The 14,659-nt window shown below is 56.7% G+C and carries 12 protein-coding genes; 1 reads left to right on the top strand and 11 read right to left on the bottom strand.

The window, feature by feature from the left end; genetic code table 11:
- Window positions 1-142: 142 nt before the first annotated feature.
- Window positions 143-2,275, top strand: a complete 2,133-nt coding sequence (locus BUA15_RS13070; protein ID WP_072716437.1) for an alpha-ketoacid dehydrogenase subunit alpha/beta — start codon at window positions 143-145, stop codon at window positions 2,273-2,275.
- Window positions 2,276-2,341: 66 nt separating this feature from the next.
- Here the strand turns inward: BUA15_RS13070 and BUA15_RS13065 are convergent, their stop codons facing one another.
- The 11 genes from BUA15_RS13065 to BUA15_RS13015 form a co-directional block, all read right to left on the bottom strand.
- On the bottom strand, window positions 2,342-3,487 hold the full coding sequence (locus BUA15_RS13065; protein ID WP_072716436.1) for a glycosyltransferase family 4 protein: 1,146 nt from the start codon (window positions 3,485-3,487) through the stop codon (window positions 2,342-2,344).
- A complete protein-coding gene (locus BUA15_RS13060) occupies window positions 3,465-4,397 on the bottom strand; it encodes a sulfotransferase family protein (RefSeq protein ID WP_072716435.1) in 933 nt (310 codons plus the stop codon). Before BUA15_RS13060 ends, BUA15_RS13065 begins: the two co-directional genes overlap by 23 nt.
- A gap of 4 nt (window positions 4,398-4,401) precedes the next feature.
- On the bottom strand, window positions 4,402-5,661 hold the full coding sequence (locus tag BUA15_RS13055; protein WP_072716434.1) for a glycosyltransferase family 4 protein: 1,260 nt from the start codon (window positions 5,659-5,661) through the stop codon (window positions 4,402-4,404).
- Window positions 5,652-6,800 (bottom strand): glycosyltransferase, encoded by a 1,149-nt coding sequence (locus BUA15_RS13050; RefSeq protein ID WP_245772053.1) that lies wholly within the window; start codon window positions 6,798-6,800, stop codon window positions 5,652-5,654. The genes BUA15_RS13055 and BUA15_RS13050 overlap by 10 nt, the downstream gene beginning before the upstream one ends.
- A 2-nt stretch (window positions 6,801-6,802) precedes the next feature.
- Window positions 6,803-7,960 (bottom strand): glycosyltransferase family 4 protein, encoded by a 1,158-nt coding sequence (locus BUA15_RS13045; protein ID WP_072716433.1) that lies wholly within the window; start codon window positions 7,958-7,960, stop codon window positions 6,803-6,805.
- 4 nt (window positions 7,961-7,964) lie between these two features.
- Complete coding sequence (locus tag BUA15_RS13040; RefSeq protein ID WP_072716432.1) at window positions 7,965-9,068, bottom strand: glycosyltransferase family 47 protein; 1,104 nt, start codon at window positions 9,066-9,068, stop codon at window positions 7,965-7,967.
- Window positions 9,069-9,072: 4 nt separating this feature from the next.
- Window positions 9,073-9,993 carry a hypothetical protein gene (locus BUA15_RS13675; RefSeq protein ID WP_143149623.1) on the bottom strand — a complete coding sequence of 307 codons (921 nt, stop codon included), beginning with the start codon at window positions 9,991-9,993 and terminating at the stop codon, window positions 9,073-9,075.
- Window positions 9,994-10,001: 8 nt separating this feature from the next.
- The gene (locus tag BUA15_RS13030) at window positions 10,002-11,447 is read right to left on the bottom strand and encodes a hypothetical protein (protein WP_072716430.1); all 1,446 of its coding nucleotides are present in this window, start codon (window positions 11,445-11,447) and stop codon (window positions 10,002-10,004) included.
- Window positions 11,448-11,551: 104 nt separating this feature from the next.
- Complete coding sequence (locus tag BUA15_RS13025) at window positions 11,552-12,385, bottom strand: FkbM family methyltransferase (RefSeq protein ID WP_084660604.1); 834 nt, start codon at window positions 12,383-12,385, stop codon at window positions 11,552-11,554.
- A gap of 7 nt (window positions 12,386-12,392) precedes the next feature.
- Entirely contained in the window at window positions 12,393-13,508 is a 1,116-nt protein-coding gene (locus BUA15_RS13020) for a glycosyltransferase (RefSeq protein ID WP_072716428.1), read from the bottom strand.
- The gene (locus BUA15_RS13015) at window positions 13,505-14,659 is read right to left on the bottom strand and encodes a glycosyltransferase family protein (RefSeq protein ID WP_072716427.1); all 1,155 of its coding nucleotides are present in this window, start codon (window positions 14,657-14,659) and stop codon (window positions 13,505-13,507) included. The genes BUA15_RS13020 and BUA15_RS13015 overlap by 4 nt, the downstream gene beginning before the upstream one ends.

Genomic DNA, 14,659 nt, shown 5'->3' with positions numbered 1-14,659 from the left:
CGGCCGCAGCTTCTTCGTAAATTAAGGCAGCCAGCTTCGGTTCGTCCGGCGTGTAGGTGGAACGTGCACAATATCCCACACGTTTGCTTTGGGAGCTGGCTGCCCCTGCAGCCCTGTAGTGGTACATCAATCCGTGAGAACAATGCCGCGGAAAAAGAAAACGACTCATACCCTTGAAAAAGCGCTTCCAAATTCTGGAGGCAACGGCCAGCAGGTCGCCGAGCTTCCTGTTCTGGCTTACGAAGGCGACCTGGATATCCAGCCCGTAAGTCCGGCCGACTTTGACCGCGACACGCTGCTTCGCGTCTATCGCACCATGCTGCTGGCGCGACGGCTGGACGAAAAAATGCTGACCCTGCTCAAGCAGGGCAAAGGCTTCTTCCATATCGGGGGCTCTGGCCATGAAGCCGCGCAAGCTGCCATTGGCTTACTTTCCAGACCGGGCTTCGACTGGTTCTGGATGTACTACCGGGACCTGTGCATGTACCTGATGCTGGGCAATCGCCCCGAAGATGCCCTGCTGGCCCATCTGGCCAAAGCCGACGATCCCAACTCCGGCGGCCGCCAGATGCCCTCGCATTACAGCGACCGCGCCAAACACATCGTAACCCCCTCTTCTTCAGTAGGTGCCCAGTTTCTGCCGGCCCTCGGCACGGCCATGGGCGTCCAGCGCCGCGGAGAAAACGCCTACGTCTACTGCTCGGCCGGAGAAGGTGCTACATCGCAGGGCGCCTTCCACGAAGCGCTAAACTGGGCTGCCCGCGCCAAAGCCCCGGTACTGTACTTCATTCAGAATAACCGCTACGCCATTTCTGTCCCGATCGAACAGCAAACCGCCGGCGGCAACCCCTACAAGCTGGGCGCCGGCTACGAGGGACTGGCTCGCATTCACGTGGACGGCACCGACTTTTTCAAAGCCTATGCAGCGGCCCGGGCAGCCATCGAATACATTCGCGCCGGCAAGGGGCCCGTCTTGCTGGTTGCCGACGTCGTCCGTCTGCTGCCGCACTCTTCCTCGGACAACCACGCCAAATACCGCCTGCCGGAAGAGCTGGAAAAAGACCGCCAGCTTGACCCGATCCTGCGCCTGGAACAGACGCTGCAACAGGCCGGCTTGCTTCAGCCAGAGCAGATCGAAGAAATCCGCAGGGAAGTGCGCCACCAGGTCGATGAGGCCGCGCGCTGGGCTGAACAACAGCCGGATCCAGACCCCGACACCGCTACGCGCTACGTATACTTTGAAGGCACGCTCGACCTGGAATATGAAAAGAGCACGCCTTCAGGTCCGCCAGTCGTTATGGTGGATGCCATCAACCATGCGCTCCATGAAGAAATGGAGCGCGACGAGCGCGTGATCGTCTATGGCGAAGACGTGGCTGATCCCAAAGGGGGCGTGTTTACGGCCACGCGCGGGCTTTCCGAACGGTTCGGCTTCGATCGTTGCTTCAACTCTCCTCTGGCCGAAGCGTCTATCATTGGAACGGCTGTAGGCCTGGCAGCCTGTGGCTTCAAGCCCGTCGTGGAAATTCAGTTTGCCGACTACATCTGGCCGGCCATGCAGCAACTGCGCAACCAGGTGGCCCCCTTCCGGTATCGTTCAAACAACGCCTGGGAATGCCCGCTCGTTATCCGCGTCCCCTGCGGCGGTTACATCCACGGCGGCCTGTGCCATTCCCAGAATATCGAGGGCATCTTTGGCCATATGCCCGGCTATAAGATTGCCCTGCCCTCGAACGCTGCCGATGCCAAGGGGCTGCTCAAAACCGCCATTCGCATGCGCGATCCCGTGCTTTTCCTGGAGCACAAAGCGCTCTACCGGGCCGCCGCTGCGCGCACGCCAGAGCCAGACGCGGACTATCTGCTTCCGTTTGGCAAAGCCCGCGTCGTTCAGGAAGGCCGCGACCTGACCATTGTCACCTATGGCATGATGGTGCACAAATCGGTCAACGTAGCCCGTCGCCTCGCCCGCGAAGACGGGGTTTCTATCGAAATCATTGATATTCGCACCATCATTCCGCTGGACATAGATACCATTTTAGCCTCCGTTCAGAAGACCAACCGGGTCCTGGTCGTCTACGAAGACCACGAATTTGCCGGCTTTGGCGCTGAAATTGCGGCTCAGATTGCAGCCCGGGCCTTTGAATACCTGGACGCTCCGGTGCAGCGCGTGGCCGGCGCTTTCACGCCCATTCCGTTTGCAGACCCGCTGGAAAGCGCGGTCCTGCCCCAGGATGAAGACATCTTGCAGGCCGCGCGCGATTTGCTGGCATATTGACGGCCTACTGCCTGGCTATTCTGGCCCGGGCCTCACAGTCCGGGCCTTAATTTATTGGCCAGGGGCTTACGCGCCCTCCCGTAACGCCTCTGCATACACCCCTTTTACCTGCTGCGCGATCACAGGCCAGTCGTAGTGCGCGCGCACGTGCGCCTGGCAGGCCTCGGCCGATGGCAATACGCGTCGTCCTGTCAGTGCTTCGATCAGGCCAGCTGCCAGAGCTTCCGGGGTGGTGTCGTCCAGCACCAGGGATTCTGAGAGTCCCCGCACTGCCTCAGGCAACCCACCGACCGGAGTTACGAGCACCGGGGTACCCGCGGCCAGTGATTCCAGCGTAATAAGCCCGAAGCCCTCAAGCGCAATGGTTGGCACGATGGTCAGGTCGGCTGCGCGGTAAGCCAGCGGGAGCTGATCGTCCGAGACAAATCCCAGCAGACGCACGTGTTGTTGCAACTCCAGCGCTTTGATCTGCGCCTCCAATGCCTGGGCCAGCGGTCCGCGTCCGGCAATCAACAGCAGGACTTCGGGAATGCGCTGCCGCACGGCAGTCATCGCAGTGATCAACCGCTCTAACCCCATCCGTCGCACCAGGCGCCGCACGCTGAGCACAATGGGGCGATCCGCAGGCCATCCCAGCTTCGCACGGGCTTCCTGCCGGGAGCAGTCCAGCGCAAAGCGCGAGGCTTCGACCCCACCCGGGACTATGCGAACGCGCTCCGGTGCCACACCGTAGCGTCTTACTAGCTCATGCCCAAATGCCTCAGACAGCACAATGCAACGCACTGCCTGCCGGTAAACCGTCCGCTCCAGCCAGGCTTTGACCGCCACCTGAACGCCTCGCCGGGCCTCCTCGCGTCCTTCCCAGGCCCAGGGCCCATGGAAGTGGACCACCAGCGGCAGATCCTGCACCAGATCCAGCACCGGGAAAGTGTACAGGGCAAAGTGAGCAGCCACTAGGTCCCACGGTCTGTCACGACGGAGTTGCCGGACGGCCCGGCGCACACCCTGCCATCGCCTCCAGAGTGGAGCTTCCGGAGGCGCTGCCGCCACAAATTTTCCCTCTGTAGTCCGGGCTACTGCCTCCGAGCCCATCACCACCCCCTGGCAATGCACGCCGGTCGCCGGCAGATAACGGCACAGGGCTTCATAGACCCGCTCCAGTCCTCCCGGGGCTTCCGCAAACCACCCACTACCGAGTTGAAGGACGTTCATGTTCTTCGCGGTGCATTCGCCAATGCTGGAGGCGATCGTACAGCCGATACAGACGCAATGCCGGAAACCAGCGTCCCATATAAACCAGCAGATGCTCAGGCAAAGACAGCACCGTTAACATGCCTGTCAGTACCCCTGCTTTCAGGGAGAGCCCTCGCTCCTCGCGGCGTAGCTGCTGCACCAGACTAGCATTTGGCCATGACGCCGGCACCTGATATCCCTGCTGTTTTAGCCATTGCGTCTGCGCGCAATAACGCCGGGTCAGCGCATAACGTAGCCAGGCTGGCATATCTGCTGCCGGTGATTCCCACACTCGCCGTTTCGCCAGTGCATGCAACGTTTGCGCTGGCAACGCTGACAACCCCAAAAAATCGAACACGCGATGCATGAAGGAGACAGGGTCCCGGTATAAGTCCTCATAAAACAAAACCAGAAACTGCTGGCGTGGAAAGAACTGTTGCCATCGCTGCAGGGCGCGGCGGTAGTCGCTACGCAGTCGATTGCGCAATAGATGGACATGCCATGCTAGCCAGAAGCGATCTCGCCAGGCAAGGGGACGCCGGTTTACCGCGGCTACTTCCATGCGAGCCTGGCTCCAGGAACGCGCCACCGGGTCACGCAGCACGACAATGAGCCGCACCGAAGGCATCCACTCCTTAATGCGGGCTATCTGCCGCTCTGTCAGATGCAGATAATCCGGGGTTTTCTCACCAATTAATTGATCGGGTCGGGCAGCTCGAAACGCTGCTTGGTACTGCGCAAGCGATCCGGGATAGTTAAAAAAATGCAGTTCCCTTTCCGGCATGTAAACACCAGGATGCTGGCGAAGCAAGCGGGCCAGCCAGGTCGTTGCACTTTTTTGAGCCCCAATGATCAGAAAATCAGGAAGCCGGCCTTGTTGCTCTTCCATGAGTCTACTCAGTCTGTTGAATCAGCTCCCGCATTGGCTGTGGGGCTGTGGTGCGAGCCAGAATAGCCTCTAGCTGGTCCACTATGCGACGGACGTCAAACTGCTGCTCAGCCGTCTGCCGGGCTACCTGCGCCAGCCTCGCTGGATCTGTTTCGACTGCCTGCAGCGCCGTCTCCAGCGCCCTGCACAAGGCCTCTGGCGTATAGCGCTCAAAGCGAAAAGCAGCTTCTCCGCAATATTCGCCGGTGCCGTTGGTTGGGCCCAGCACCACCGGCCGACCACAACAGAGCGCCTCTGCGACGGTAGAACCAAAATTTTCATCTTCACTGGGTTGCACAACCACATCCACCGACCGCAGCAGTTCCGGGACCTCAAGACGCGCAATCGCAGGCGCATAGGTCAGATGTTCCGGAAAGGGAAAGGTCTCAATCAGGCGGCGATACTCGGGCGCATAGGTAAACCGCCCGATAATCTCCAGATGCACATCGCGGCGTTTTTTCAGTAGCAATGCGAAAGCGTCCAGCATCAGGTCGAGCCGTTTGCGGGGATCAATCCGTCCCAGCCAGAGGAGAGTACGCCGCCCCGGGTATCGAGGCGGTGTTGCCGGACGGGGACAGAACAGTTCCAGATCGAACGGATAGGGCAGGGCAAAGACCCGTTCAGCCGGCACGCCAAAGGCTATCACGTGCTGACGGCTCCACTGGCTCCCGCAGATAACAGCCTGGCAGCGCGCCAGCTCGCGCCGCGCCGTGCGTTGCCGATGTCGGTAAAATGCCCAGAGCTTCCAGTAGAGGGTTCGGCCCGAAAGTTCAATCAGCCGATCCCGAAGTCGCCGAATCGCCTGCCATTCAGTCTGCGGTGGTCCCTGCAGCCAGGCGACTACCGGCACGCCTCCTACCTGAAACTGAGCGCCCACGCCCAGAAACAGCAGGACGTCATACGGATCCTGCCGATGCTGCACAGCTACCCGACGGGCGATAACCTCCAGGTGCTTGCGATAGATCCAATCTTCCACGATGCGCTCCAACCCTCCGCGCAACAGCGAGCGCCACCGATCGCGCAGGGCCAGCAGCTCCTTGAGCAGCACGCCCCTGTAGTGAAAATTCGGCCAGCGCGCCAACCCTTCCGGTTTGCGCACAAAATCGGCTTTGGCAAACAGGTCCACCTGATGCCCGCGCCGCAACAGCTCTTCCAGCACCAGATAGTTGGCCGAGGCCACACTACCGGCGTGCTGCTCTACCAGCGCATAACAGGCTATCCGCATCCGTGCTGAACGTTTTCCGGTGATACAGCTTGCTCCGCCAGGTCAATGCCCAACAGATCACTGATAAAGGCGGCAAAACGCGGCCGCAATACGTCGTAGCCAAACCGTTGCGCAAGCGCTGGGGCCTCTGCCGCTCGCTTTCTGACCTCTTCCCAGGACAACGCATCCAGCCAGGCTGCCAGCTTCTGATGGAAAGCCGGATCTGCCGGATGTCCTTCAGGCAACGTCCAGCCAGCCGGATAGACATAGTCGTAAAAGCCTGGAATCGGACTCATCGCAATGGGTAATCCTGTGGCCAGATATTCAGGCAATTTTGTCGTGAGCCGGTAGCGGCCGAGCGCGTCCAGCGTCTGTGTGATAAACCCGATGTTCATGACATTCAGCAGATCAACTACTTCAGCTTCTTCAACGCGCCCGGTGAACACAACGCGATCTTGCAGCCTGGCAGGCACCCGGGCTTCCAGGCGGGACCGACCGTCACCATCGCCTACAATGAGCACGGTTACATCATCACGCTGCAGATAACGCAGCATTTCAACCAGCTCCAGGCCGTAGCAGTAGCGTTGCCGGGGCACCCATTTCAGGCTCCCTACCACGCCACAGACAAGGTGGTTGGCCGGAATGCCGTAGCGCTGACGGAGCGCTTGACGCTGCGCCGCTGGATACGGCCGGAATGTCTTCAGATCGACGCCTCCTTCGACAGTGATCGCCCGTGGCGCTCCCAGCTTAAGGGCCACCCCGGTCAAGTAGGGCGTCCACCCGATAAATCCGGCACAGTGCCGGTACAGCAAGCGCTCGTACGCACCGAACACCATGCCGTAGGGCAGGCCTTTGGTTACGTAAAAAAAACCACCCACTGGATCCCCCGACGATACCACGTAGCGCTGCCCCCAGGTCCGCGCGGCTCGGATGAGCGGCAGCCCAGCAGCAATGCCTGTCCCCTCCAGGTACACCAGATCAGGACGGTCCTGGCGCAGCCGTTCCCAGACTGCCCGCATGTTTTCTGTTCGCGATCGGCTCCGGTCCAGTCCCCAGATCGCACAATCCACCGGCAATCCCGCCGTCAGGCGTCGGATGCGCCGGATATCCTGTCCTACGGGACCGGCTGTGCTGATGCAGAGCATGCGGGGACGTGCCATCGCTACACCGTGTACAGTTCAGGTAACGGAAATTCTTTGCCAATCAATCGCTCAAACAGCGCTGCATACCGCGAGGCCATGCGCTCCCAGCTATGCTGCCTGGCAATAGCGCGCGCCTTCTGTCCCATCACGCGCCGCAGATCGGCGTCCCGAGTAAGTGTTTCCAACGCTTGGGCCAGCGCCTCCCGGTCTTCTGGATTTTCGATGACAAAGCCTGCTTCACCGACCAGGCTGGCTGTTCCTACCAGACGAGAGACCACTACCGGCAGACCACTGGCGAGCGCTTCAAGCAACACAAGCGGACACGAGTCGCGCCGAGAAGGTAAGACGAAAAAATCTACAGCTCGCATCAACGAGGCAATATCCCGTCGAAATCCCAGAAAATGCACACGCTCGGCGATGCCCAGCCGCTCGGCCAGGGCGGGATAGGGACTGCCGGGCAGCCGTCCAGCCACGGCCAGATGAAGCGCGGGCACCTGCTTCATGGCATGCAGCACGCCATCCAGGTTTTTAATAGGGGAGCGAATGTCGCCGACAAACAGGGCCAGCGGCACCGCTTCAGGTAATCCCAACCGGCTGCGGTCGGCCTGCCCGGGATGGAATTCATCCAGATCTACGCCATTGACAATCACCTCTATGCGCTCCGCGGGGACACCAATAGTGATCAACTCGTCGCGGACCATCTCCGAGACGGCCACAATCTGCCGGGCCTGCACGAACGCTTCCTGTTCCCAGGCAGCGTTAAGCTGCGAAAAGATCCGCTGGTACAGAGCCCGGGGGTGCCGGCTGCGGCGCGCCGGATGATAGGGCGAGCGCAGCCAGGTGCCATGCACGAAATGGACGGCATTGACCGTATGGGGAAAACAGGTGACCACGCCGCATCCCATGATCACATCAAACAGATGGTCCATGGTAGCCAGGATGCGGTCAACCTGCTGCCGAAAGCGCCAGACTTTGTAGAGATCGACGGCTTCGCCCAGCGGACCGGTGTGCACCGGCACCCAGGAGGCTCCCATGTCCAGCAGCCGCCGGTCTACTTTGTCGGCAAAGAGCGTTACCGTAGCGCCCCGCAAGAGAAAATAGCGGGCCAGCTCAAAGTTGACGCGTCCCTGCCCGTCGCCTGGAAAAATATTATGGGTAATGAAGGCAAGGTGAATCATTGTCCTATACCGGTACCGCTTCTGATGAAGCCGTCGAGATTTCGCTCAGTCGCCTTCGAATGCACCGGGCCATCCAGCGTCCAATAGCCTCCTCCGAAGCAACGGTCTGCCACCACCGCAGGGCTTCTTGCTGAAGCTGTCGCATCCGTTGCGTATTGCGGAGCAAAGCGGGAATCAGCGTATGCAGTTCCTGCCAGTCATCTATTTGAATGACAGGAGCCTCGCGATAAAACCATCGCCGAGGAAGCCGGTCTGAGATGACCACGCACCCGTAACGCAGGCCTTCAAACAACCGGAACGTGTCAGCTGAGGTACCTCTTGGTGCCAGGCAAATTTTGCTGCGCATCAGCGTCTGCGAGTACGCCTCAGTATCCAGGACTTCACCGGGCTTAGTCAGGCCATACTCCAGGGCATTGAGTACAAACCGAGCGTTAGTATGGACAAAGATCTGGAGGTCCGGATCGCGCTGTTGTAGCGTTTCAAGCACTTGCAACATCCGCAATCGTGCCAGTCGCTTGGGGCTGGGGAACCAGCGATATGGCGACCAGAAACGTCGGGGAAATCCCTGCGCTACACTTCCGGCAAAAAACACATCAATCGGCCGCTCTTCAATGGGAAGCACAGGTAGTGCTTGCTGGTTGCCATATCCTAGAGGCAGATCATATATCGGGGGCAAAGATTTGCCGCGAAGCCATCCCTGTAATAGACGTCCACTATAGCGCAGGGCTCCGGGCAACCAGTGCGCCAGCACGCGGAGATGGCGCAGCAGCAACAAAGTATTCAGGCGAGAAGGCTTACGCAGTGGCCGCGCAGCTAACTGTGGATAAATGCCATAGCATTTAAACGTTACCAGCACCCGATCAACATAGGCTGGAATCTGGCTCCATTCATCGCCCATGACGATCGCTACGACATGGTTGCCATACGCTGGCAACACATCCAGCTTCCACGTAACAAAAAAAGTCAGGCCCATTCCCTCCAGCTCACGCTCGACGATTTGCAGCACCCGGTGTAGATACGACGGTCGTGCTGGCGGTCGCGTCAGCTCCATCACCTCCGGCTCCTCCCGATAGCCCAGACAACGATAGTACCGGTTCGGTCCCCGCATGGATTTACAGATAGCCGTATTTTAGCAGCCAGGGCCAGGCAAGCGCTGTAACGACCAGACGATCCTTCCACGGCATTTCTCGCCGCCAGGCATCATCCAGACGAATTTTGATTTTTCCTCTTTTTAGCCGTGAAGGGTTACCCCATACGGTGTGGTTAATTCCGATTTTCACATTACCATCTCCATCCATCACATCACAACATTTAATTTTTTCGACTCCAAGCATAGACATAAAGCACTTTATATAAGATGTAATATCCCGAATAAACGACTCATATTTTATTAATGCATGCTTACAACTTTTTGATTTAAAAATTTCAAAAAAAGTATTATATAAACACCATCTAGAAGTTGAAAAAGCTGGAGAATATTGAACGAATGGAATCTTTTTTCCTGATTCTGCATCTTCACGGTAAATATGTTTGCACCAAGAATAAGCACACCCTCTTGCATCTCTTACTAAATGAATCAAGTATAATTCAATATCATTAATCATACTTAATGCAAGGAAATGAAAAGCAACCTTCGACGAATCAACAATAACTTTACTCTCTGATTTACTCCATATACTTTTATATAATTGATGCACATAGTATAAATACTCTTCAATTTCATCATTTATCTTTCCAAGCATTAATTTGAGAAAATTAATGTTTGACATAAAATATCTATTTCTAACAAAAATGATTTTATCTATATCAACAGATCTGTTCTTCTCTAAAAAATCATCCAACACACTCTTCCAAAAACTACACGATTGAAACTGAATACCACATCCGCATAAGTGATTAGACTTCCATCCATGTTCCCATATCCATACCAATTCGCCTAGATGTATAAATGGATCTATAGATCCTAAAATATTTCCAATCAAAGTACTCCCGCTTCTCCCCCATCCTCCAATATACAAAACTGGAATACTCATTTTTTTGCCTAGTTTATTTTGTTTACTATACAATTTGAGTATAATCTGTCTATTGCTCCCGCACAGAAAGCTGTTAAAGGACCAACAGCATATGCCTCTCCTGCAAGCAAGCTGGCCATTGTGACTCCTAAAATCCCCAAAATAGCCAATGAAATTAGACTACGAGAAAATATCCAATATCGAAATGCATAAAGTATTATAAGAAATATAATTACATGATACAAAACTCCTCCTGGTAATCCTAGTGCAACGAAACTATTTCCTAGATGCGTCTCTGTATTATAAGCTCGTCCTCCAAACTTCAGTGCTGCTTTCGTGACAGATCCGATACCTAATCCAAACGGATTGCTTAGCGAATACAAATACCCTCCAAGCATCATGCTAAAATGTTTATCAGCCGAACTATAATCAGTTTGTCCTCGCCATGCGTAAACAAATTCCTGTGCTTGACGTTCTAGTCGTTTTCGTGCTCGAGGATCTATATCAAGTTGCGTTGCTGTAGTCAATCCTACGGTTAATCCTACAATAGCTACCACGGCAGCTAGGCCGCCGCGCAACACCCAAACAACCGTTGACCGTGAAAGCACCGCCCAGAGTCCTACCATCATGGCCAAAGAAAAAAACAAGGGGCCTCGAATTCCTGTTAGGGCTACCGCAACAAGCAGTATCAAGGCAATTCCTCCTGCCATTCGGTTTCCTTTCAAAAAAGCAGCCCATGCTAGCACAACTCCGATACTCAAAAATTTTCCATATTCCGTGTTTGAAGCAAAAAGAGAAATGGGCGAAGGGTTATTGGGACTCCCTAACCCTTGATACCAGTTCATCTCCAGCCAGCGCTGCTGGTGCGGCAGGTAGCCAAAAAATACCTGATAGGTCCCATAAGCAGCCGCCACCAGTGCCAGGGGCAGCACCAGCCCGTAGAGCAGCGTGCGCATAAAGGCCGGCGTTGCATAGGTGCGTCCGACCCAGAACCAGCAGATCGGCACGATCAGAAACATCGCGCCGGCCAGCCCCACCATCAATCCCCCCTGCTTCGGGTTGAAAATCTGCAGCACCATGATTGCCATGAGCGCCAGCGTCCACTTCGCCAGTTTCGTGTCGAAGCGAATCTCTCGGTTCACCAGCGCTCCGGCTACCACCACCAGCGCAAATACACTTCCCACCACCAGCAACGGATCAAGCCCAGACCAGCCAAACAGGGGGATCAACAGCCGCCGCAGATCCCCCAGCACAATCAAATAGGCAAACACCGCCAGAATGGCCACGCGCACGTTCACCGTGGCCATGGCCACAAACAGCTCCAGCAGCATGAGCGTCAGGGCCAGCCGGCCGTGCCCGGTCAATAACAGCCAGAGTACGGCGCCGACACCCAACGCGCCCAGCACGCCCACCCCCAGCGTCCGGCGCCAGGAAATGGCCGCTGCAGTTCCGAATAGCGGAAACGTCAATCGCATATGCTCTGGCTCTTTAATCTCTCGTCCTTTACTTGCTAAACACTCAGGGCTACCAACTCAAAATCCTACTTTGCTAAGCCTGCCGCTTCATCCAAGGCACTTTTCTACATGCGCTTCTGGCGCGATCCGCTTACGCTACCTGGAATCATCAATAGATGATAATTCTTTAAATGTCCCAGCATTGTTTTATCATCTATTTGAGCAATACGGTATCCTAGCGGCAAAACTAGCTCTTTCAGCAACGCTTCATTTTCTCCTACCCACCAATGTACCTCACAGAGAATAACTGGCCGATAACGCCGAATTGTCTCCTCCATGCCCTGCAACACTTGTAACTCGTGCCCTTCCACATCAATTTTTACCAGGTCCGGAGGCCTAAGTCGACCTTTCAATACCAATTCATCAATCGTGTAGAGCGGAACGGTGATACTTGGCGCATTCACCGCTGTGTCTTCCAGTCTGAATCGATCACTTGATTCACACAGTACCAGTTTACCACTACCGCTGCGATTTGAAACTGCTCCATGCCATATCTCAATTATCTCCTCAAAGCTATTTAGAGCTGCATTTTTACGAATTGCTTCAATATTTTGCAGAAACGGCTCAAATGCATAGACCTTTCCTGTTGGCCCAACAAGCTTAGCGGCTAGCACTGAGAAGAATCCTACATTTGCGCCGATATCATAGAACACCTGCCCGCAACGCAACCAAGCAGCCAACACCTTTTGTTCTTCCAAGTCGGCTGTACCCAAGGCATATCCAGCTCTAAGTCCAGCCGGGTCAAAACGCAAGCCTTTACCAATGCCATGCGCCATCACATGTTCACCTTGCCTTAAAAAACGAGCTATCATATCAATAAATGGGCGAAAAACAGACAACTTAAAAGGTAAACGTCCCATCCACCGAATCCATGATGGCGGTAACAGGTGCCAAAACATAGTTCTCTTAGCTTTGAACCCATAAATACAGTGTATTTACCATTCTATTTACAAACACCTCTGGCCTAAAATCACGTGCCCGTCGGCGGGCGGCCTCGCCCACGTGACAGGCAAACGTCGGATCGTCCAGGTAGCGTAAAACCTGCCGGGCAAGTGCCGTGGCATCCTCGTAGGGTGCCAGCAAGCCATCAACCCCTTCCGTAATGATCTCGCGGGGCCCGCCTTCCGCACCGGCCACCACCGGCTTACCCAGAGCCATCGCCTCAACGACCACCATACCAAACGGCTCGCGATCTGAAGCATGCACCACCACGTCCATCGCCTGCATCCAGAGCGGAACGTCGCGCTGAAACCCCACCATTAATACCCGCTCCTGCAGGCCTAGTTGCGCGACTAACTGCCGTAGAAACAGCTCATAGTCTGGCTCCAGCTCATGCCGCCCCCCCACAATCACAGCATGCGCCTCAGGATGCCGCTCCAGAATGTGGGGCATGGCCTGAATAAGCGTATGCATCCCTTTCCAGCGCTGCAGCCGTCCGACCATACCAATCAGGGGACCGCTTTCGGGCAGCCCGAGCTGACGTCGCGCTTCGGCGAACGTCGGCAGCCTATCAGGATCGAATACAGTCAGATCAACAGCGGGATATACCACTTCGACCGGTCGGTTCGGCCAGAGCTGCCTCTGTGCATCAGCCGCTGCCCGAGAACAAGCCAGCACTCCGACCGCCGGCATCAGCGTGATCAGTCGATCCATTACCTCGCCGGCCAACGGGATTCCGTGCTGAAACCAGAGCGCCGGAATTCCGGCCATCTGTGCGGCAATTCCTCCATATAAATGGGCCTTGCTCATCCAGCTCAGCACCAGCGTGACGCGCTCTTGCCGGAACAGCCGCACGAGCTGCCTCACGGTCTGCATATAGCGCACCGGCTGCCGGAGACGTCCGGCCCGTATAATCCACACAGGAAATCCCAGGGACCGCGCCTCTTCTGCAAGCGGCCCAGCTTCAAAAAACACCAGCAGCCAGTCCTCGGGCGCCCCCGGCACGTGCTGCAGGAAAAGCCGCAGAAGCTGCTCGGCTCCCCCACGCTGTTCAGCCAGCGGCATGAGAATCCCTACCCTCATAACATGCGCACTGCTTCATCTGACTTCACCTGTACCAACGTTTGACGAACCCGCTGAGCCAGCACCATCCAGTCCAATTCTGTCCCGTAAAAACGCCGGGCATTGTGCCCCAGCTTTTGCCGAAGCGCCGGATGCGTGGCCAGATGCCACGCTGCTTCTGCAAAAGCCTGCCGATCTGCTACCGGCGTCAACCAGAGCGATCGTCCGTGCTCTGCCCGCAGCAGCGGATCGGTCAGCGGTCCGTCGGTGCTTAACACCGCCAGTCCATGCTGAAGGCCCACAATCATCGACCCACGGCGCGTCGAAGCGCCATCCACAAACGGCGCCAGCAGCAGATCCATCGCCGCCAGGTGGATCGAAGCATCCACATCAGACAACACCCCGGCATCGCGCAGCACTACTTCAGAAGGCAGATGCGCCCGCAACTGCTTCCCATGAGGCCCTACATACAGTACCTCAAATGAGAGCCCCTCCCTCCATAATCGGTCAATGGCTGCTGCGATGTAATCCACCAGGCGTCCAGCGCCTATTGTCCCGAATACGCCCACAACCAGTCCCTCCGGCGCAATGCCCAGTTGTTCCCGGGCCTTTGAGCGGTCACATCCCACATCGGGGATGTTCGACCCCACCGGCCAGTGCACCACACGCGCCTGCGGGAACCATGACCGGTACTGCGCCACCCAGGGCTGAATCGAGAAAGCCACCACATCGGCCAGACGGCCCAGCGCCCGAAACTGGGGTATCTGCCAGCATCGAAAAACCCGGTTCCTCCAGCTTGTAGGCGGTACGAAGTCTTCGTGGAACAGCACCGCCAGACGCATGCGGGGCCACCGGCGGCGCAGCTTCCGCAATGTTATCGGCAGAAAAGGATTCAGCCCCCAGCGTCCATAACTGAACTGATTGAACTGCACAATAAACCAGTCTGGCGGATCCATTGCGACACAACGAACCAGCTCTCCCACGCCGCGACGGGGAGGGCAGCGAAACGCCTGCACCACCTCTACCCCGGGGATAGCAGTCCACCTGGCCTGTGCCGTTAGCACGCGAACAGCCCCCCCCTCGGCTGCCAGCGCAGCAGCCAGATGCGCGGTATGATCCCCGATGCCATCCAGCGCAGGCGGAAGAACCGGAAACAGCAGATCAATACGCAT

This window comes from Rhodothermus profundi, from assembly GCF_900142415.1.
Taxonomy (GTDB): Bacteria; Bacteroidota; Rhodothermia; order Rhodothermales; family Rhodothermaceae; genus Rhodothermus; species Rhodothermus profundi.
Note: the sequence above shows the minus strand (reverse complement) of the source record. Positions and strands in the feature narration are given on the sequence as shown.